The 17,998-nt window shown below is 67.2% G+C and carries 16 protein-coding genes; 5 read left to right on the top strand and 11 right to left on the bottom strand.

Going from position 1 to position 17,998, the window contains the following annotated elements:
- Together AC30PD_RS20440 and AC30PD_RS20435 are read left to right on the top strand one after the other, a co-directional pair.
- Nucleotides 1–1,146 (top strand): acyl-CoA dehydrogenase family protein, encoded by a 1,146-nt coding sequence (locus AC30PD_RS20440; protein ID WP_489537526.1) that lies wholly within the window; start codon nucleotides 1–3, stop codon nucleotides 1,144–1,146.
- On the top strand, nucleotides 1,143–2,381 hold the full coding sequence (locus tag AC30PD_RS20435; RefSeq protein ID WP_489537525.1) for an FAD-dependent oxidoreductase: 1,239 nt from the start codon (nucleotides 1,143–1,145) through the stop codon (nucleotides 2,379–2,381). Before AC30PD_RS20440 ends, AC30PD_RS20435 begins: the two co-directional genes overlap by 4 nt.
- Here AC30PD_RS20435 and AC30PD_RS20430 read toward each other — a convergent pair.
- Together AC30PD_RS20430 and AC30PD_RS20425 are read right to left on the bottom strand one after the other, a co-directional pair.
- Nucleotides 2,378–3,925: a methyl-accepting chemotaxis protein gene (locus AC30PD_RS20430; RefSeq protein ID WP_489537524.1), complete on the bottom strand. Its 1,548-nt coding sequence runs from the start codon at nucleotides 3,923–3,925 to the stop codon at nucleotides 2,378–2,380. The genes AC30PD_RS20435 and AC30PD_RS20430 overlap by 4 nt on opposite strands.
- A gap of 203 nt (nucleotides 3,926–4,128) precedes the next feature.
- Complete coding sequence (locus AC30PD_RS20425) at nucleotides 4,129–5,091, bottom strand: GlxA family transcriptional regulator (protein WP_489537523.1); 963 nt, start codon at nucleotides 5,089–5,091, stop codon at nucleotides 4,129–4,131.
- Nucleotides 5,092–5,191: 100 nt separating this feature from the next.
- On the opposite strand from AC30PD_RS20425, the gene AC30PD_RS20420 reads away from it, so the two are divergent.
- The gene (locus AC30PD_RS20420; RefSeq protein ID WP_489537522.1) at nucleotides 5,192–5,494 is read left to right on the top strand and encodes a putative quinol monooxygenase; all 303 of its coding nucleotides are present in this window, start codon (nucleotides 5,192–5,194) and stop codon (nucleotides 5,492–5,494) included.
- 100 nt (nucleotides 5,495–5,594) lie between these two features.
- On the opposite strand, the gene cynS is transcribed toward AC30PD_RS20420, so the two are convergent.
- The 9 genes from cynS to AC30PD_RS20375 form a co-directional block, all read right to left on the bottom strand.
- The gene (cynS, locus tag AC30PD_RS20415; protein WP_489537521.1) at nucleotides 5,595–6,038 is read right to left on the bottom strand and encodes a cyanase; all 444 of its coding nucleotides are present in this window, start codon (nucleotides 6,036–6,038) and stop codon (nucleotides 5,595–5,597) included.
- A 36-nt stretch (nucleotides 6,039–6,074) separates the two neighbouring features.
- Nucleotides 6,075–6,506 carry a nuclear transport factor 2 family protein gene (locus tag AC30PD_RS20410; RefSeq protein WP_489537520.1) on the bottom strand — a complete coding sequence of 144 codons (432 nt, stop codon included), beginning with the start codon at nucleotides 6,504–6,506 and terminating at the stop codon, nucleotides 6,075–6,077.
- Entirely contained in the window at nucleotides 6,503–7,417 is a 915-nt protein-coding gene (locus AC30PD_RS20405; protein WP_489537519.1) for an ABC transporter ATP-binding protein, read from the bottom strand. Before AC30PD_RS20405 ends, AC30PD_RS20410 begins: the two co-directional genes overlap by 4 nt.
- Nucleotides 7,407–8,288 (bottom strand): nitrate ABC transporter permease, encoded by an 882-nt coding sequence (ntrB, locus tag AC30PD_RS20400; protein WP_489537518.1) that lies wholly within the window; start codon nucleotides 8,286–8,288, stop codon nucleotides 7,407–7,409. Before ntrB ends, AC30PD_RS20405 begins: the two co-directional genes overlap by 11 nt.
- A complete protein-coding gene (locus AC30PD_RS20395) occupies nucleotides 8,288–9,649 on the bottom strand; it encodes a CmpA/NrtA family ABC transporter substrate-binding protein (protein ID WP_489537517.1) in 1,362 nt (453 codons plus the stop codon). The genes ntrB and AC30PD_RS20395 overlap by 1 nt, the downstream gene beginning before the upstream one ends.
- Before the next feature lie 105 nt (nucleotides 9,650–9,754).
- Nucleotides 9,755–10,402, bottom strand: a complete 648-nt coding sequence (locus AC30PD_RS20390) for a response regulator (protein WP_489537561.1) — start codon at nucleotides 10,400–10,402, stop codon at nucleotides 9,755–9,757.
- Complete coding sequence (locus AC30PD_RS20385; protein ID WP_489537516.1) at nucleotides 10,402–11,709, bottom strand: PAS domain-containing sensor histidine kinase; 1,308 nt, start codon at nucleotides 11,707–11,709, stop codon at nucleotides 10,402–10,404. The genes AC30PD_RS20390 and AC30PD_RS20385 overlap by 1 nt, the downstream gene beginning before the upstream one ends.
- 69 nt (nucleotides 11,710–11,778) lie before the next feature.
- Complete coding sequence (locus tag AC30PD_RS20380; protein ID WP_489537515.1) at nucleotides 11,779–13,062, bottom strand: NRAMP family divalent metal transporter; 1,284 nt, start codon at nucleotides 13,060–13,062, stop codon at nucleotides 11,779–11,781.
- Between the two features lie 12 nt (nucleotides 13,063–13,074).
- Nucleotides 13,075–13,650 carry an Lrp/AsnC family transcriptional regulator gene (locus AC30PD_RS20375; RefSeq protein ID WP_489537514.1) on the bottom strand — a complete coding sequence of 192 codons (576 nt, stop codon included), beginning with the start codon at nucleotides 13,648–13,650 and terminating at the stop codon, nucleotides 13,075–13,077.
- A gap of 163 nt (nucleotides 13,651–13,813) precedes the next feature.
- Between AC30PD_RS20375 and AC30PD_RS20370 the strand changes: the two genes are divergently transcribed.
- Both AC30PD_RS20370 and AC30PD_RS20365 read left to right on the top strand, forming a co-directional pair.
- Nucleotides 13,814–17,392 carry an indolepyruvate ferredoxin oxidoreductase family protein gene (locus tag AC30PD_RS20370; protein ID WP_489537513.1) on the top strand — a complete coding sequence of 1,193 codons (3,579 nt, stop codon included), beginning with the start codon at nucleotides 13,814–13,816 and terminating at the stop codon, nucleotides 17,390–17,392.
- A complete protein-coding gene (locus AC30PD_RS20365) occupies nucleotides 17,389–17,997 on the top strand; it encodes a YceI family protein (RefSeq protein ID WP_489537512.1) in 609 nt (202 codons plus the stop codon). The genes AC30PD_RS20370 and AC30PD_RS20365 overlap by 4 nt, the downstream gene beginning before the upstream one ends.
- Nucleotide 17,998: the final 1 nt, after the last annotated feature.

Raw genomic sequence — 17,998 nt, 5'->3', positions numbered from 1 at the left:
ATGTCCGCCGTGATGGAAAGCGTGGGCTTCGCGCCGGTCGCGAAACCGCATGAGTCGATGCTGCAGGCCGTGCGTGCGCTGGCCGACGGCCCGCTGGCCGAACTGGCCGACGACATCGACCGGCGTGGCATCTACCCGAAAGGCATCCTGCAGCGCCTGGGCGAACTCGGCGCGTTCAAGGCCCACATGGCGATGGACGGCGAAGCCGCCGACTTCGGCGCTGCGATCCAGGTGATCACCGAGGTCTCGCGGGTCTGCGGCGCCACCGGCTTCATGGTGTGGTGCCACGACGTGTGCGGCGTGTACATGGAACAGTCGGGCAACCCGGCGTTGACGGGCGCGGCTTTGGCGAACCACGTGTCAGGCCGCACGCTGGGCGCCACCGGCATGAGCAACCCGATGAAGACCTTCGCCGGCATCGAGACGCTGCTGCTGAAGGCACGCGAGGTCGACGGCGGCTTCATCGTCAACGGCGCCCTGCCGTGGGTCAGCAACCTCGGGCCCGACCACTACTTCGGCGCGGTTGCCGTGGTCGAAGGCGACGGCGTGCCGCGCGAGGTGATGTTCATCGTGCCCTGCAACGGGCAAGGCGTGGAGCTGCGCAACTGCCCCTCGTTCTCGGCGATGGAAGGCACCAACACTTTCGCGGTGCGCATGACCGACCACTTCGTCGCCGCCGACCGGCTCATCGCCGACCCGGTGCGCCCGTTCATCGGCCGCATCCGCGCCGCATTCATCCTGCTGCAGGTCGGCATGGGCCTGGGCGTGACGCAGGGCGCGATCGATTCGATGTGGCAGGTGGAGCGCCAGCTCGGCCACGTGAACGAGTTTCTCGAAGACCGGCCCGACGACTTGCAGGCCGAGCTCGATGCGCTCACCGAGCGCACGATGCGGCTCGCGCGCACGCCGTATGCGAACCACAAGGAATTCCTGATCGACGTGCTCGACACCCGCGCCCATGCCAGCGAGCTGTCGCTGCGCGCCGCGCAATCGGCCCTGCTGCACCAGGGCGCGCGCGGTTACCTGATGAGCTCGGCGGTGCAGCGGCGGGTGCGCGAGTCGCACTTCGTCGCGATCGTCACGCCGGCGATCAAGCACCTGCGCAAGGAGATCGCGCGGCTCAGCGCCGCCGAGATGCCGGCATGACGCTCGCTCTGGTGGTCGAAGCTGCCTTTCGTTGTTTCATCTGCCGCGCTTGCGGCCTGATCTACGACGAAGCCAAGGGTGATGCCGACAGCGGCCTCGCGCCAGGCACGCGCTTCGACGACATCCCCGACGACTGGGCCTGCCCGCTGTGCGGGGTGACCAAGGCCGACTTCGAGCCCTATGAAGCGTCTGCCATCGAGCGCCGCACCACGGCCCCGCGCCAGACAGCCGGCAAGCGCAACGACGCCGGCGTGGTGGTCGTCGGCGCCGGCCGCGCCGGCTGGCAGATGGTGCAGGCCTTGCGCGAGCGTGACGCCGATCTGCCGATCACGCTGGTGGCGGCCTGTGATGCGTCGGTCTACGACAAGCCTTTGTTGTCGGTGGCGCTCGCCAAAGGCATGGCCTTGTCGGCACTGGTGAAAGAACCGGCCGCATCGGCAGCGCAGCGCCTGAACGTGCGCCTGTTGCCGCGCACCCACGCGGTCAGCGTGAATGCGCCGTGCCATACGCTGCGCACCACGCGCGGCACCCTGCGCTACCGCCACCTCGTGCTGGCGCATGGCGCCGAACCACGCGACCTGCCGCAACTGCCGGCCGCGCTGTGCTGGCGCGTCAACCACCTCGACGCTTACCGGGCGTTTCGCGAAAGGCTCGGCGAGCCAAGAGCCGCGGCACCGCAGCGTGTGCTGGTCGCCGGTGCCGGCCTGGTGGGCTGCGAACTCGCGAACGACCTGGCGCTCGCCGGCCACCCGGTCACGCTGCTCGACGTGAACGCCTTGCCACTCGGCAATCTGCTCGGCAAAGCCGAATCGCAAGCGCTGCTCGACACGTGGCAAGGCCTGCCGCTGCGTTTCGTGGGCGGTGTGCAGATCGCCGGCGTCGAGAAGAACGGCGCCATCTGCTGCGTTCGCACCGAAGACGGCCAAGGCTTCGACGCCGAGCACGTGATCGCCGCCACCGGCCTGCAGACGCCCGGCCGGCTCGCGCACAGCGCCGGCCTGGAGTGGAACAACGGCATCGCTGTCGACGCGCTCACGCTGCGCACCAGGGTGCCCAACATCCATGCGCTCGGCGACTGCATCAGCATCGACGGGCAGGCGCTGCGTTTCATCGAGCCGATCGGCCGGCAGGCGAGGCTGATCGCCGGCCACGTGACCGGCGCCGCCGTCTTGCCCTATGCCAACCGGCGGCCGCCGGTGCGGGTGAAGACCGGGTCGCGCCCGTTCACGGTCTAGCGGAACACACCCACCGCCTCGACGAGGCGAGTGGCCTGCTGTTTCAGGCTTTCAGACGCCGCGGCGCTCTGTTCGACCAGCGCCGCATTCTGCTGCGTGATCTCGTCGAGGTGGCCGATGGCCTGCCCGACCTGGGTGATACCGGCGCTTTGTTCGATCGTGGCCGAGCCGATCTCGGCGATCAGGTCCGAGACCCGTTTGACCTGCGCCACGATCTCGTCCATGGTCTTGCCGGCATCGTCGACCTGGCGTGAGCCGGCCTCGACCTTTTCAACGCTCGCCCCGATCAGGGTCTTGATCTCCTTCGCGGCTTCTGCGCTGCGCTGCGCCAGGCTGCGCACTTCGCTCGCCACGACCGCGAAGCCCCGGCCCTGTTCGCCGGCACGGGCCGCCTCGACCGCGGCATTGAGCGCCAGGATGTTGGTCTGGAACGCGATGCTGTCGATCACGCCGATGATGTCGGCGATCTTCTTCGAGCTGTGGGTGATCTCGTTCATGGTGTTCACCACGTGCGAGACGGCGCGCCCGCCCTCGGCCGCGGCGCTGCTCGCCGAACCCGAGAGCGCGGTGGCCTGGCTGGCGGTGTCGGCGTTGTTCTTCACCGTCGCGGTCATCTGCTCCATCGACGAGGCCGTTTCCTGCACGCTGGCCGCGGCCTGCTCGGTGCGCGCGCTCAGGTCGTTGTTGCCCTGCGCGATTTCGGCAGTGGCGGTCTGCACATTGACGACCTGGCTGCTCACGTCGTCGATGATCCAGCGGAACATCAGGCCCAGCTGGCCGACCGTGCGCAGAATGATGCCGATCTCGTCGACACGGTCCATCTGCATCGCCATCTGGCTGTCGCCCGAGGCCAGCCGCAAGGCCTGCTCGCGCACCTGCTCGAGCGGCCGCGAGATCTGCGCTTCGAGCCACAGCGAGGCCAGCAGCGAAGCCCCGGCCACCACGCCGGCCAGCCCGCCGAGCGCGGCGCCGGCCGTGACACCCACGCCCCACGCTCCGAGCACCACCGCCGGCACCAGCGCGGCCAGCGCCGAGCGGATGCGCCAGCGCGCCGGTAGGGTCTGGGCGATCGACGTCCAGCCCATCAGGCCGGTGCGCACGATCAGGCCCTTGTGGAACTTGCGCTGGCCGACCGTGCCCTCGCGAAACTGGCGGTACAAGTCGTCGGCGGCCGCGACTTCATCGCGGGTGGGCTTGGTGCGCACCGACATGTAGCCGGTGGCCTGGCCGTTGCGCACCAGCGGTGTGGCGTTGGCCCGCACCCAGTAGTGGTCGCCGTTTACGCGCCGGTTCTTCACCAGCGCCGTCCAGGGTTCGCCGCCCTTGAGCGTGGCCCACATGTCGGCGAAGGCTTCGACCGGCATGTCGGGGTGGCGCACCAGGTTGTGCGGCTGGCCGTGGATGTCTTCGAGGCTGTATCCGCTGACCGCACTGAAGGCCGCATTCGCGTAGGTGATGTGGCTCTGCGTGTCGGTCGTCGACATGAGCGTGGCGCCGTCGGGGATCTCGTATTCGCGTTGGGTGACGGGCTGGTTGTTGCGCATGGCGGGCTCCGGAAACATGGCGCGTGGCCGATCCGTCGGAGGCGACGGGCCGGGCGTGTTTCCTGGCTATCGGCCGGGGCGCCCCGGCCCTTGAAGCCTCGTCGACCCGAGCTTGATCTGCGTCAAGCCGCCCGACCGGCCACCTCACCGCAGATCTGGAACCCAGGCTTCTTCCAGCCCCGGGCGCGCAGGTGCTTGTGCGTTCAGTTGCGTGCACGCAGCTCGCGCACACCACGCCCGAGCTTGCGGCGCAGCAGGCTGCGCAGCGTCACGCCGTCGGCGTAGCCGATCTGGGTGGCGATCTGGTCGACGCTGTCGGCGCTGGTCTGCAGCAAGTGCACGGCGCGTTCGACGCGCAGGTCCTGAAAGTAAGAGAGCGGCGTCTTGCCCAGCACGTTCTGCAGGCGGCGCGCCAGCGTGCGCTCGCTGGCGCCGACCGAACGTGCGGCGTCGGCGAGTGAAAAGCCGCTGGCCAGACGCTGGCGCGCCCACCCTTCGAAGCGCTCGACGACCGGGTCGGCGTGCGCGAGGTGATCGGGGATCACGAACCCGGCCTGTGAGCCCCGCGCTTCGACCAGGAGGTAACGCGCGGCCAACGCGGCCAGCGCCGGGCTGCGGCCGCGCACCACGCTGAGCGCCAGGTCGAGGTGCGCCATGGCCGCACCCGCGGTCGTGAACCCGGCCGAGTTCACGAGCATGCGCGACTCGTCGAGATGAACCTGCGGGTAGCGCTGGCGGAACATCGGCGCCAGCCACCACGAGGTGGTGGCGCGCTGGCCGTCGAGCAACGCGCTCTCGGCGAGCAGGAAGGTGCCGGTGCAGGCCGCGCCCAGCGTCGCCCCGGCATGCGCCCAGCGCTGCAGGGCGCGCAGGGCGTCGGCCACATCGGCGAGGGCGAGGCGCGCCGCGAGCGTGTCGGGCATCTTGGCGCCGAGCGCCGGCACCAGCACCACGTCGGGCCGCGCCACGCTGGCCAGCGGCCGCACCGGCACGCTCAGGCCCTGTGCGGTGCGCACACGCTGGCGCGCGCCCACGAGCGTGAGTTCGATCGGCGCGGGCGCGTCGGGCAGCGTGGCCGCGAGTTCGTTCGCGGTGGTCAGCGTGTCGGTCAGCGCAGCGAGGCCCAGATCGAACACGCCATCGAGCACGAGCAGATGGAGTCGCATGGCAGGAATGATATCAAGGATGTCACTCTTGCCACTCGCCGAAATGGGCTCGCCGAACCAGACTGCAGTCCTCGCAACCGTTCACCGAAAGGCACACACCATGGTCAAGCTCGCACTGTTCGTTCGCCTCGAAGCCCAACCCGGCAAGGAAGCCGCCGTCGCCGACTTTCTGGCCGGCGCGCTGCCGCTGGCCAATGCCGAAGCCGGCACGACGGCGTGGTTCGCCCTGAAGTTCGGCCCTTCGACTTTCGGCGTGTTCGACGCCTTTGCCGACGAAACCGGCCGCCAGGCCCACCTCACCGGCCCGATCGCCGCGGCCCTGATGGCCAACGCCGCAGCCTTGTTGGCCACACCGCCCGTCATCGAAAAGATCGACCTGCTGGCCGCCAAGCTTCCCGGCTGAAAGCTGACCGCAGTCACCCCGCCAAGTTGAACGTCAAGGCGCCTCGCGCCATGACGTTCGAACGCGGCGAATCAGACCGGCACGCGACAGCGTGTCCGGTCTAATAAGTCTTGTACGGCAGGAACTTGCCCGACATCACGATGCTGACCCGGTCGCCCTTCGGGTCGGCCTCACGCTTCAGGTCCATCTTGAAGTCGATGGCGCTCATGATCCCGTCACCGAATTCTTCGTGGATCAGTTCCTTGAACGTGGTGCCGTACACGCTGACCAGTTCGTAGAACCGGTAGACCAGCGGATCGGTCGGCACGCTGGTGGGCAGCGAGCCCTTGTAGGGCACGACCTGCAGCCATTTCTCGGCTTCTGCCGGCAGCCCGAAGGTCTTGGCGATGGTCTTCGCCTGCTTCGCATCGAAGGTCATCTGCCCCAGGCAGCCGGCGGTCACCCATTCCTTGCTGAGGCCGACTTTCTTCGCCACGTCTTCCCACTTCAGGCCCTTCTTGACCTTGGCCTCGATGATCATTTCGGTGACGTCGTTGCGGTTCATGCTTGCTTGCTCCGTTCGTTGGTGTGATGAAGGGGTTCAGCTTCGGGCCCAGCGGAACTTGCGCTCGGCCTCGGTGATGGCCACGTCGTTGATGCTGGCTTCGCGCCGGCGCATCAGCCCGTGTTCGTCGAACTCCCACTGCTCGTTGCCGTGCGAGCGGAACCAGTCGCCGCGCCCGTCGTGCCACTCGTACTCGAAGCGCACAGAAATGCGGTTGCCAGTGAAGGCCCACAGTTCCTTCTTCAGGCGGTAGTCGAGTTCCTTTTCCCACTTGCGCGCCAGGAAGTGGCGAATGGCATCGCGCCCACTGAAGAATTCGCTGCGGTTGCGCCACACGGAATCGACCGTGTAGGCTGCCGCGCAGCGATCGGGGTCGCGGCTGTTCCAGGCGTCTTCGGCCTTCTGCACCTTGATGAACGCGGTCTCGTGCGTGAAAGGCGGCAGCGGCGGGCGGGCTTCGGTGTTCATGCCACACGGTCCTTGAACTGGATGACGTTGTCGGCGCCCGGCGAAGGCTCGGGGTCGTCTTTCGCCAGCCCCGGCTCGACCACCTTGGGGGTGGCCGGGGCCTTGCCGTGCGACAGGTCTTTCGAGCGCGCGACCAGAAAGTCGACCAGGTGGTTGCGGATGCGGTAGTACTGCGGGTCGTGGTGCAGCGTGGCGCGTTGCCGGTCTCGTGGCATGGTGTTGCGCACGATCTCGGCCACGCGCGCCTGCGGCCCGTTGCTCATGAGCAGGATCTTGTCGGCCAGCAGGATCGACTCGTCCACGTCGTGCGTGATCATGAAGACGGTCTGGTGCGTCTGCGCGCAGATGCGCAGCAGCTCGTCCTGGATCGTGCCGCGGGTCAGCGCGTCGAGTGCGCCGAAGGGTTCGTCGAGCAGCAGCATCTTCGGCTCGATGGCGAACGCGCGCGCGATGCCCACACGTTGTTTCATGCCGCCCGACAAGGCCGAAGGCTTCTTGTCGATGGCCGCGCTCAGGCCGACGAGCTCGACGTATTTCTCGACATGCGCGTCGACCTGCGCGGTGCTCCAGTCGGGCCACTTGCTGCGCACCGCGAACGCGATGTTGCGGCGCACGCTGAGCCACGGCATCAGCGCATGGCCCTGGAACACGACACCGCGCTCCAGGCTCGGGCCGGCCACTTCGCGGCCGTCCATGAAGACGTGGCCGCTGCTGGCTGCTTCGAGCCCCGCCAGCACGTTCAGGATCGTCGTCTTGCCACAGCCCGAGTGGCCGATGATGCAGACGAACTCACCGCGTTCGATGCCGAAATTGACGCTGTCGAACACCGGCTCGCTGGAGCCGGCGTAGGTCTTCGCCAGGCCTTCGATCTGCAGGAAGGGCTTGGCTTTTGCGGCCACGTCACTCGACATACGCAATCGCTTTCTGCGCCCGCGCGAACAACAGGTCGAGCAGCATGCCGACGATGCCGATCATCAGGATCGCGAAGATCACGTTGGTCAGCGACAGGTTGTTCCACTCGTTCCACACGAAGTAGCCGATGCCGGTGCCACCCACCAGCATCTCGGCCGCCACGATCACGAGCCAGGCGATGCCCATGCTGATGCGCATGCCGGTCAGGATGGTGGGTGCGGCGGCGGGCAGGATCACCTCGAACGCGAGGCGCAGGCGCGAGACCTCGAGCGTCTTCGCCACATTGAGCCACTCGCGCCGCACACCGGCCACGCCGAACGCGGTGTTGATCAGCATCGGCCAGACCGAGCAGATGAAGATCACGAAGATGCCCGAGATCGACGAGTCCTTGATCGTGTAGAGCGCGAGTGGCATCCAAGCCAGCGGCGAGATCGGCTTCAGGACCTGGATGAACGGGTCGAGCGCGCGGTACAACATCGGGCTCATGCCGATCAGGAAGCCGAGCGGGATCGCCAGCAATGCCGCGAGGCCGAAGCCCAGGCCGACCCGCAGCAAGGAATGGCCAAGCTGGATCGCGATGCCCTTGTCGTTCGGACCGTTGTCGTAGAACGGGTCGGCGAGGTTCTTGACCACCGTGGCACCCATCTGCGCGAGCGTCGGGAACCCGGTGGTCTTCTTCGTGTCGGCGGCCGGGTCCTTGCCGAGCAGCTTCTGGTACTCGATCTGCTCGGCCGTGAGCGTGCTGGCCGCTGCCGCCGCACCGCCCGTGGGCAGCGTGGCCACGTGCCAGGCCGCGAGGGCCGCGAGCAGGATCAGGACCGAGACCAGCCCCGACTGCAGCGACAGCTTGCGTTGTGCGTTCACGCGCATCACCCCAGCTTGTTGATCGCGAAGCCCTTGGCGTAGGCGTCGGCCTGCGCCGGGTCGAACTCCTTGCCCATGACCTTGTACTTGCGGTAGGCGCCCTCGGGCACCTTCTGGTCGAGCAGCTTCATCTGCTTCTTCGCGTCGGTCAGCAGGAACACCTGTTCGGCGATCTGCTTGTAGTTCACGTCGCCCTTGATGTAGCCCCAGCGTTTCATCTGCGTCAGCATCCACACCGCCATGCTCTGCCAGGGCACGGGGTCGAAGTCGGTGCGGTCGGGCACGTTCTTCACACCGCCCAGGCCGTCGGCGAACTTGCCCGAGAGCACCTGGTTCAACACCGTCTCGGGCTGGTTCAGGTAGGCGGTGGGCGCAATCACCTTGGCGATGAGCTCGCGGTTCTTCGGGTCGCGCGCCATCGCGGCGGCGCTGAGCACCGAGCGGTACAAGGCAGCGAAGGTGTTGGGGTTCTGCTTGACGAACTCTTCGCTCACGCCGAAAGCGCAGCACGGGTGGCCGTCCCAGATGTCTTTCGACAGGATGTGGATGAAGCCGATCTCGTCGAACACCGCACGCTGGTTGAACGGGTCAGGCCCCAAGAAGCCGTCGATGTTGCCGGCACGCAGGTTGGCCACCATCTCGGGCGGCGGCACCACACGCAGTTGCACGTCGGTGTCGGGGTTGAGCCCGGCTTCGGCCAGGTAATAGCGCAACAGGAAGTTGTGCATCGAGTACTCGAAGGGAATGGCGAACTTGAAGCCCTTCCAGTTCTTCGGGTCGCGGTTGTTCTTGTGCTTGAGCGCGAGCGTGATCGCCTGACCGTTGATGTTCTGCACCGTGGCCACGCGCATCGGCTGCGCCACCGAGCCCAGGCCCATGCTGATGGCCAGCGGCATAGGCGACAGGAAGTGCGACGCGTCGTGCTCCTTGTTGAGCATCTTGTCGCGGATCAGCGCCCAGCCCGCCGTCTTGTTGAGCTGGACGTTCAGGCCCTCTTTTTTGTAGAAGCCCAAAGGGTCGGCCATGATCAGCGGCGTGGCGCAGGTGATGGCGATGAAGCCGACTTTCAGGTCACGCTTTTCGAGCGACCCTTTGTCCTGCGCCATCGCTTCGAGCGCACCCATCGGCAACAGCGACGCGATGGCGGCGCGCGCCGTCGTGGCACCCACCGCCTGCAGGAAACGCCGCCGCAGCGGCTCGCTCGGGAGCAGCGCCTTCACGAGCGTCGCTTCGATGAATCCGCGCGAGAAACTCTCTTCGTTTTCGGCCGGCGCTTCAGCACCCTGCTGCGTCGGTGCGTGGTCACCACCGCAGCCGCACTTCAGCATCAGCGGGCGGTCGGCGTCGTAGGGGTCGAAGCGGCTCATGAATGAACTCCTTGCAATGATGAGAACGATAGGGATCGGGCAAACGCTGCGCCATCGTCGCCGGCGGCTTTCGGGTGTAGGGCTGGCACTACAAACCGCACGAAGTCAAACCGGCATCACGTCCACGCGCACCGCGTACAGGGCCAGTTCGACGTCGTTGCGCGCGCCGGTTTTTTCGAGCACGCGCGCGCGGTAGGTGCTGACGGTGTTGCTCGACAGCACGAGCTGCTCGGCGATCTCGCTCACGGTGCGGCCGGTCGCGAGCAGTCGGAACACCTGGTACTCGCGGTGCGACAGGCGTTCGTGCAGCGGTGCTTCCACCGCCTTGGCCTGGCCGGCGCCGATGCTGCTGGCCAGGTGCTCGGCCACCGTCGGCGTGATGAACAGGCCGCCGGCCGCGACCTTGCGGATCGCGCTCGTCATCTGCTGCGAGTCGGCGCTCTTGTTCAGGTAGCCGGCGGCGCCGAGCTTCAGGCTGCGCACCGCGTACTGCTTGTCGGGGTAGGTGCTGAGCATCAAGACCGGCACCTTCGGAAACTCGCTCTTGAGCTGGCGCAACACGTCGAGCCCGTCGCGGTAGGGCATCGCGATGTCCATCAGCACCACGTCGATGCCGCCGAGGCGCACGCGCTGCAGCGCTTGCGGCCCGTCTTCGGCTTCGCCGGCGAGAACGATGTCTTCGGCGTCGGCGAGGATCTGCTTGATGCCCTGGCGCACGATCAGGTGGTCGTCGCAGATCAGCACGCTGATCATCATGATGGGGCCCCTCGTCGAACGAGTACGTTCGCCGATCCACCGAGGGGATGCGGGCCGGCTTGGGGCGGCCCGGCGCTCGGCCCGCCGGCTGTTTCCCCGGGCAGCGGCATCGTGAGCCGCACCAGCGTGCCGTGCCCGGGCACGCTGTCGATCATCAGCGTGCCGCCGAAGTGGCCAGCCCGCTCGCGCATGCCCATCACGCCGTAGCTCTGCGGGTGGGCGAAGGCTTCGCGCTCGGCGCCCTGGCCGTCGTCACGCAGCTCGAGGTGCAACACCGGCTCGGGCGGTCCGTCGACATACAGGCGGATCTGCACCGCACCCGCCTTGGCGTGCCGCGCCACGTTGCTGAGCATCTCCTGGAAGATGCGGAACACCGCGATCGCCCAGCGTTCGCCTTGCACGCCGGCCGGTGGCTGCACGCCGGCCGACACGTGCACCTGCACCTCGTGGCGCAACTCGGCGGCTTCGACGAACTCTTGGGCCTGCCACTCGAGCGCGGCCCACAGGCCCTGGTGGTCGAGGATGCTCGGCCGCAGGTCGGTGATGATGCGGCCGAGGTTGTCGACCGCCGCGTCGATCAAGCGGCCCATGCCCTGGCACTTGTCTTCGAGCGCCGGCCTGTCTTCGACGCGCTTTTCCAGCCAGTTCACGTCCATCTTCAAGGCCACGAGCAAGGACCCCAGCTCGTCGTGGATGTCGCGCGCGATGCGCGTGCGCTCGTCTTCGCGCACGGTTTCTGAATAGGCCGACAGGTCGCGCAGTTGTTCGAGTGCACGCGACAGCTCAGCCGTGCGCACCTGCACGCGCTGCTCCAGTTCGTCGTGCGCCTGGCGCAGCAGCTCTTCGCTGCGCTTGCGCTCGGTGATGTCGACGAAGGTGGCGACCGCGCCCTGCACCACGCCTTTGTCGAGGATCGGGTACGACGAGTACTCGGCGCTGAACGACGAACCATCGGCGCGCCACAGCACCTCGCTGTCGATGCGGCAGGGCAGGCCCTGGCGAAAGGCGTTGAAGATCGGGCAGTCGGCTTCCGGGTAGGCGCTGCCGTCGCCGTGGGTGTGGTGAATGAGGCAGTGCATGTTCTGCCCCAGCACCTGTTCGGTGCGCCAGCCGAGCGTCTGCGCGCCGGCCCGGTTGATAAAGGTGCAGCGGCCGTCGAGGTCGATGCCGAAGATGCCCTCGCCGGTCGATTCGAGCAGCAGTCGCAGGCGCTGCGACCAGGCTTCGCCCGCGTCGCCGCCGGGGCTCGCGGCGCCCGGGGTGGCGAACGATGGCGGCGTTGACAGGGTCGGGACGGGGTGCATGCGGCCCTCGGGGCGAAACGGTGGCCATGGGCCTACCGCAAAGCGCGTGCCACTCGCCGCGCCGCCCGTTCAGCCCAGCAGATCGCGCCCCATCATCAGCACCGCAATCAACATCAGCGCGACCGCTCCCCAGCCGAGAAAGCGGGTCTTGCGGCGCACCGGCAGCGGGCCCATCACGGCGGGCTTGGCAGCGAGCAGCATCATCGCCACCATGATCGGCACAGCGACCACGCCGTTGATCACCGCGCTCCAGTAGAGCGCCTTCATCGGGTCGACGGGCGTGAAGTCCAGGCCGGTGCCGACGATCGTGGCGATGCCGATGATCGCGTAGAAGCCCTTGGCTTCTCGCCAATGACGTTCGAGCCCTTCGGGCCAGCCGAAGGCCTCGGCCACCGCATAGGCCGCCGACGACGCCAGCACCGGCACCGCGAGCAGGCCGGTGGCGATGATGCCGAACGAAAACAGCAGGAAGGCGAAGTCACCGGCCAGCGGGCGCAGCGCCTGCGCAGCCTGCGCGGCGCTGGTCACGTCGGTCACGCCACCGGCGTGCAGCACCACCGCGCCCATCAGCATCACGAAGAAGGCCACGCCGTTCGAGAAGACCATGCCGACGACGGTGTCGAGCCGCATGCGCCGCTTGGCCACGCGCAAGGTGTGGGCGCTCTCGCCGCCGGCGCTGAGGCCCTGCAGGCGCATCTCTTCGACCTCTTGCGAAGCCTGCCAGAAGAACAGGTAAGGCGAAATGGTGGTGCCGAGGATCGCGACGATCATCATCCAGAAGGCCGAGCTCGGCACGATGCGTGGCACCACCAGATCGTGCAGCACCTGCGCCCACGGAATGGCCACCGTGAACGCTGCTGCCACGTAGACGAAGAGCGCCAGCGTGAGCCATTTCAGGATCGGCGCCAGCCGCCGGTACGGCACGAACACCTGCAGCTGCAGCGTGAGCACGCCGAACACGACCGCATGGAAGTGCTCGCCACCCCCCACCACGAGCTGCAGCGCTTCGCCCATGGCGGAGATGTCGGCCGCGATGTTGATGGTGTTGGCCACCAGCAGCAGCGCGACGATGAAATACAGGAACAGCCGCGGCGTGTGCAGCCGCAGGTTGGCCGCGATGCCGCGCCCCGACTGCCGCCCGATGCGCGCGCTGACGAGCTGGATGCCGATCATGAAAGGCAGCGTGAGGAACACCGTCCACAACACGCCGGTGCCGAACTGCGCGCCGGCCTGGGTGTAGGTGGCGATGCCGGAAGGGTCGTCGTCGGCTGCGCCGGTCACGACACCGGGGCCGACGTGGCGCAGGAACGAAGGGATGCGGCGCCAGGGTGCGCGGTCGAAGAGGCGTGGCATGGGCGGCCCGTTTCAGCGCGCGCTGGCGCGCAGGTGCCCGAGCGGCAGGGCGCCGCCGGCCTTGACTTCACCGAGCGAAAAGCTGGTGTGCAGGTCTTTCACGTGCGGCAGGTTCAGCAAAGTGCCTTGCGCGAACTTCGAGAACGCGTCGAGGTCGGTCGCCATCACTTCGAGCTCGAAGGTGCCCGAGCCCGAGATGTAGTGGCAGGCGATCACGTCAGGGATGCGCCTGATCGCTTCTTCGAGCTGGCGCGTGGCGGTGGCGGTGTTGCGGTCGGCATCCACGCGCACGAAGGCGAGCACGCCCAGGCCGATCTTGCGGCGGTCGATCTCGGCTCGGTAGCCGGTGATGAAACCCTGGTCTTCGAGCCACTTCACGCGCCGCCAGGTCGGCGCGGCCGACAGGCCGATGCGTGCGGCCAGCTCGGTGTTCGACAGGCGCGCGTCGCGCTGCAGCTCGTGCAGCAACGCGATGTCGTAGCGGTCGAGCTCGTTGCCGTGCGGCTCGCCGCTGCCGGTATCGGCGCTCGCGGCGAGGGCTGCACCACGAACAGGGGTTTTCACTGAAGCCGGCTTCTTGAGCGCCATTTCTTCTCCGTTGACATATTTTGCGCAAGATTATTGCTGCAAGACGCGGAATCGAGGCAAACAAAGAAAAGACTTGATGCCGACGTTTCCCTAAACTGTGGCCCTGCGCGCGATGGTCACGAGCCGGAACCGCGCCTTCTTGTCCCCTCTGGAGAAACCGCCGATGAACGCACCGCTGCCCGAGTCGATCCGCAAGGCCCTGGAAAACGTCACGCTCGACGACAAGTACTCGCTCGAACACGGCCGTGCGTTCATGAGCGGCACACAAGCGCTGGTGCGCCTGCCGATGCTGCAGAAGAAGCGTGACGCGATGAACGGCCTGAACACCGGCGGTTTCATCAGTGGTTACCGCGGCTCGCCGCTGGGCGGCTACGACCAGGCCCTGTGGCAGGCCAAGAAGCACCTCGGGGCGCAGAACATCGTGTTCCAACCCGGCGTGAACGAAGAGCTCGCCGCCACCGCCGTGTGGGGCTCGCAGCAACTCGACCTGTACCCGCAGAGCAAGAAGTTCGACGGCGTGTTCGGCATCTGGTACGGCAAGGGCCCGGGCGTCGACCGCTGCTCCGACGTGTTCAAGCACGCCAACATGGCCGGCACCTCGAAGCACGGCGGCGTGATCGCGCTGGCGGGCGACGACCACATCGCGAAGAGCAGCACCGCTGCGCACCAGAGCGACCACATCTTCAAGGCCTGCGGCTCGCCGGTGTTCTTCCCGAGCGGCGTGCAAGACATCCTGGACATGGGCCTGCACGCGATCGCGATGAGCCGCTTCGCCGGCGTGTGGTCGGGCATGAAGACGATCCAGGAGATCGTCGAATCGTCGAGCAGCGTGTTCGTCGACCCCGACCGCGTCGACATCGTGATCCCGAGCGACTTCCCGATGCCCGAAGGCGGCCTGCACATCCGCTGGCCCGACGCGCCGCTCGAACAAGAAGCGCGACTGATGGACCACAAGTGGTACGCCGCTCTCGCCTACGTGCGTGCCAACAAGCTCAACCACAACGTGATCGAAGGCCCGAAGGACCGCTTCGGCATCATCGCCAGCGGCAAAGCCTACAACGACACGCGCCAGGCGCTGCACGACCTGGGCCTGAACGACGAGGTGTGCCGCCACCTCGGCATCCGCCTGCACAAGGTCAACGTGGTGTGGCCACTCGAAGCCACGATCACGCGCGATTTCGCGCAGGGCCTGCAGGAAATTCTGGTCGTCGAAGAAAAGCGCCAGGTCATCGAATACCAGTTGAAGGAAGAGCTCTACAACTGGCGCGCCGACGTGCGCCCCAACGTTCTCGGCAAGTTCGACGAAGGTGATGGCGACGAGAGCGGCGGCGAATGGAGCCAGCCGAACCCGAGCAAGAACTGGCTGCTGCGCGCGCAGGCCGACCTGACGCCGGCGATCATCGCCAAGGCCATCGCCAAGCGGCTGAAGAAGCTCGGCGTCGACGCCGACACGGCGGCACGGCTCGACGCGCGCATCGCGCTGATCGAGGCGAAAGAACGCAGCATGGCGGTCACGACGGTCGGCAGCGCCACAGACGCCGGCGAGCGCACGCCCTTCTTCTGCAGCGGCTGCCCGCACAACACCAGCACCAAAGTGCCCGAAGGCTCGCGTGCCGTGGCTGGCATCGGCTGCCACTACATGGCGGTGTGGATGGACCGCAGCACCGTCACCTTCAGCCAGATGGGCGGCGAAGGCGTGTCTTGGATCGGCCAGGCGCCGTTCACGACCGACAAGCACGTGTTCTCGAACCTGGGCGACGGCACCTACTACCACTCGGGCTTGCTGGCGGTGCGGCAGAGCATCGCGGCCAAAGTCAACATCACGTACAAGATCCTCTTCAACGACGCGGTCGCGATGACCGGCGGCCAGCCGATCGACGGCACGCTGAAGGTGCCCGAGATGAGCCGCGAGCTCGACGCCGAAGGCGCGGTCAAGATCGTCGTGGTGACCGACGAGCCCGAGAAGTACGAAGACAGCGGCGTGAAGGCGCGTCTGGCGAACGGCGTCACGGTGCACCACCGCGACGAGCTCGACGCCATCCAGAAACAGCTGCGCGAGATCGAAGGCTGCACCGTCATCATCTACGACCAGACCTGCGCGACCGAGAAGCGCCGCCGCCGCAAGCGCGGCAAGCTCGCGACGCCCGACAAGACCGTCGTCATCAACGAACTGGTCTGCGAAGGCTGCGGCGACTGCTCGGTGCAGTCGAATTGCCTGTCGGTCGAGCCGGTCGAGACCGAGTTCGGCCGCAAGCGCCGCATCAACCAGAACACCTGCAACAAGGACTATTCCTGCGTGAAGGGCTTCTGCCCGAGCTTCGTGACCGTCGAAGGCGGGCAGATGAAGAGCGCCAAGAAAGCGAAGACCGAACGGCCGAACCCGTTCACGCTGCCAGCGCTGCCCGAGCCGTCATTGCCGCTGGCCGAAACGCCCTGGGGCATCGTCGTCGCCGGCGTCGGCGGCACCGGCGTGATCACGATCGGCCAGTTGCTCGGCATGGCCGCGCACCTCGAAGGCAAAGGCGTGGTCACGCAAGACTCGGCCGGCCTGGCGCAAAAGGGTGGCGCGACCTGGAGCCACATCCAGATCGCCAACCGCATGGACGCGATCAACACCACCAAGGTCGGCACGGCCGAGGCCGACCTCATCATCGGCTGCGACCCGATCGTCAGCGCGAACAAGGCCACGCTGGTGACGGTGCGTGAAGGCCGCACCTACATCGCGATGAACACGCACGGCGCACCGACCGCGGCTTTCGTGAAGAACCCCGACTGGCAGTTCCCGGCCGGCAACTGCGACGCGGCGGTGCACGCCGCGGCGGGCGCGAACGTGGGCACGGTCGACGCCGACCAGCTCGCGGTGCAACTGGTGGGCGACTCGCTCTACACCAACCCGCTGATGCTCGGCTTCGCCTGGCAGAAGGGCCGCGTGCCGCTGAGCCACGCGGCGCTGATCCGCGCGATCGAACTCAACGGGGTGCAGGTCGAGAACAACAAGCTCGCCTTCGAATGGGGCCGGCGCGCCGCGCACGACCTGCCGGCGGTGCAGGCTTTGCTCAAACCGGCTCAGGTGATCGAGTTCGTCAAGAAGAGCGCGAACCTCGACGACATGGTTGCCAAGCGTGTGGAGTTCCTGACGGCGTATCAGGACGCCGCGTACGCGCAGCAGTACAAGGCTTTCGTCGAGAAGGTGCGCGCTGCAGAAGCGCCGCTGAACAGCAAGAAGCTCAGCGAAGCCGTGGCCCGCTACCTGTTCAAGCTGATGGCTTACAAAGACGAGTACGAAGTCGCGCGGCTGCACAGCGACCAGAGCTTCCTCGACAAGATCGCCGCGCAGTTCGAAGGCGACTACACGCTGAACTACCACCTGGCCCCGCCGCTCACGGCGAAGAAGAACGACAAGGGCGAGCTGGTCAAGCAGAAGTTCGGCCCGGTGATGCTGACCGGCTTCAGGCTGCTCGCGAAGCTGAAGGGCCTGCGCGGCGGCGCTTTCGACATCTTCGGCAAGACCGAAGAACGCCGGATGGAACGGGCGCTGATCGACGAGTACCGCGCCTCGATCGACGAAGTGCTGGGCTCGTTGAATTCAGCGAACCTCTCGCTCGCCACCGAGATCGCGCGTGTGCCCGAAGACATCCGCGGTTACGGCCACGTGAAAGAGCGCCACCTGCACGTGGCGCGCCCGAAGTGGGCGGCGCTGATGACGCAGTGGCGCGCTGGCGCCGAGCGCCAGGCCGCATGAGCGGGCGGCGCGGGCGCCGTGCACTGGCTGCTGCACTGCTGCTCGGCGGCGCCGCGGCACTCGCCCCGCTGCGTGCCCAGACGCCAGCGCCCGCCACCGCGCCGACCTACGTACTCGACCCGACCCACAGCTTCGTGCACTGGGAAGTCGTGCACATGGGCACGTCGACGCTGCGCGGCCGGTTCGGCGGCACCAACGGCAGCGTCCAGTTCGACGCGAAGGCGCAGCAGATCGACATCGGCATCTCGATCGACACGAACACTGTCAACACCGGCGTGGCGCCGCTCGACAGCCTGCTGCGCAGCGCGGCGGGCTTGTCCAGCACCGAATTCCCGCAAGCGTTTTTCACCGCCCGCAGCGCGCGCTGGGAAGGCGAGGTGCCGCGCGAGATCCGCGGCGAGTTCACGCTGCGCGGTGTGAGCCAGGGCCTCACGCTCAAGGCCGTGCGCTGGAACTGCGGGCTGAACCCGCTGTTCCGCCGCGAAGTGTGCGGTGGCGACTTCGAAGGCGAGCTGGTGCGCAGCAGCTTCGGCATCACCCACAGCCTGCCGTTCGTGGCCGACAAGGTGCGCCTGCTGGTTCAGGTGGAAGGCATTCGGCAGTAGC

This window comes from Rhizobacter sp. (assembly GCF_032229685.1).
Classification (GTDB): domain Bacteria; phylum Pseudomonadota; class Gammaproteobacteria; order Burkholderiales; family Burkholderiaceae_C; genus LMDS01.
Note: the sequence above shows the minus strand (reverse complement) of the source record. Positions and strands in the feature narration are given on the sequence as shown.

What these genes read in the sequence shown, in the direction of transcription:
- AC30PD_RS20440 (WP_489537526.1), top strand. Translation starts at nt 1, where the DNA reads ATGTCCGCCGTGATGGAAAGCGTGGGCTTCGCGCCGGTCGCGAAACCG.
- AC30PD_RS20435 (WP_489537525.1), top strand. Translation starts at nt 1,143, where the DNA reads ATGACGCTCGCTCTGGTGGTCGAAGCTGCCTTTCGTTGTTTCATCTGC.
- AC30PD_RS20430 (WP_489537524.1), bottom strand. Translation starts at nt 3,925, where the DNA reads ATGCGCAACAACCAGCCCGTCACCCAACGCGAATACGAGATCCCCGAC.
- AC30PD_RS20425 (WP_489537523.1), bottom strand. Translation starts at nt 5,091, where the DNA reads ATGCGACTCCATCTGCTCGTGCTCGATGGCGTGTTCGATCTGGGCCTC.
- AC30PD_RS20420 (WP_489537522.1), top strand. Translation starts at nt 5,192, where the DNA reads ATGGTCAAGCTCGCACTGTTCGTTCGCCTCGAAGCCCAACCCGGCAAG.
- cynS (WP_489537521.1), bottom strand. Translation starts at nt 6,038, where the DNA reads ATGAACCGCAACGACGTCACCGAAATGATCATCGAGGCCAAGGTCAAG.
- AC30PD_RS20410 (WP_489537520.1), bottom strand. Translation starts at nt 6,506, where the DNA reads ATGAACACCGAAGCCCGCCCGCCGCTGCCGCCTTTCACGCACGAGACC.
- AC30PD_RS20405 (WP_489537519.1), bottom strand. Translation starts at nt 7,417, where the DNA reads ATGTCGAGTGACGTGGCCGCAAAAGCCAAGCCCTTCCTGCAGATCGAA.
- ntrB (WP_489537518.1), bottom strand. Translation starts at nt 8,288, where the DNA reads ATGCGCGTGAACGCACAACGCAAGCTGTCGCTGCAGTCGGGGCTGGTC.
- AC30PD_RS20395 (WP_489537517.1), bottom strand. Translation starts at nt 9,649, where the DNA reads ATGAGCCGCTTCGACCCCTACGACGCCGACCGCCCGCTGATGCTGAAG.
- AC30PD_RS20390 (WP_489537561.1), bottom strand. Translation starts at nt 10,402, where the DNA reads ATGATCAGCGTGCTGATCTGCGACGACCACCTGATCGTGCGCCAGGGC.
- AC30PD_RS20385 (WP_489537516.1), bottom strand. Translation starts at nt 11,709, where the DNA reads ATGCACCCCGTCCCGACCCTGTCAACGCCGCCATCGTTCGCCACCCCG.
- AC30PD_RS20380 (WP_489537515.1), bottom strand. Translation starts at nt 13,062, where the DNA reads ATGCCACGCCTCTTCGACCGCGCACCCTGGCGCCGCATCCCTTCGTTC.
- AC30PD_RS20375 (WP_489537514.1), bottom strand. Translation starts at nt 13,650, where the DNA reads ATGGCGCTCAAGAAGCCGGCTTCAGTGAAAACCCCTGTTCGTGGTGCA.
- AC30PD_RS20370 (WP_489537513.1), top strand. Translation starts at nt 13,814, where the DNA reads ATGAACGCACCGCTGCCCGAGTCGATCCGCAAGGCCCTGGAAAACGTC.
- AC30PD_RS20365 (WP_489537512.1), top strand. Translation starts at nt 17,389, where the DNA reads ATGAGCGGGCGGCGCGGGCGCCGTGCACTGGCTGCTGCACTGCTGCTC.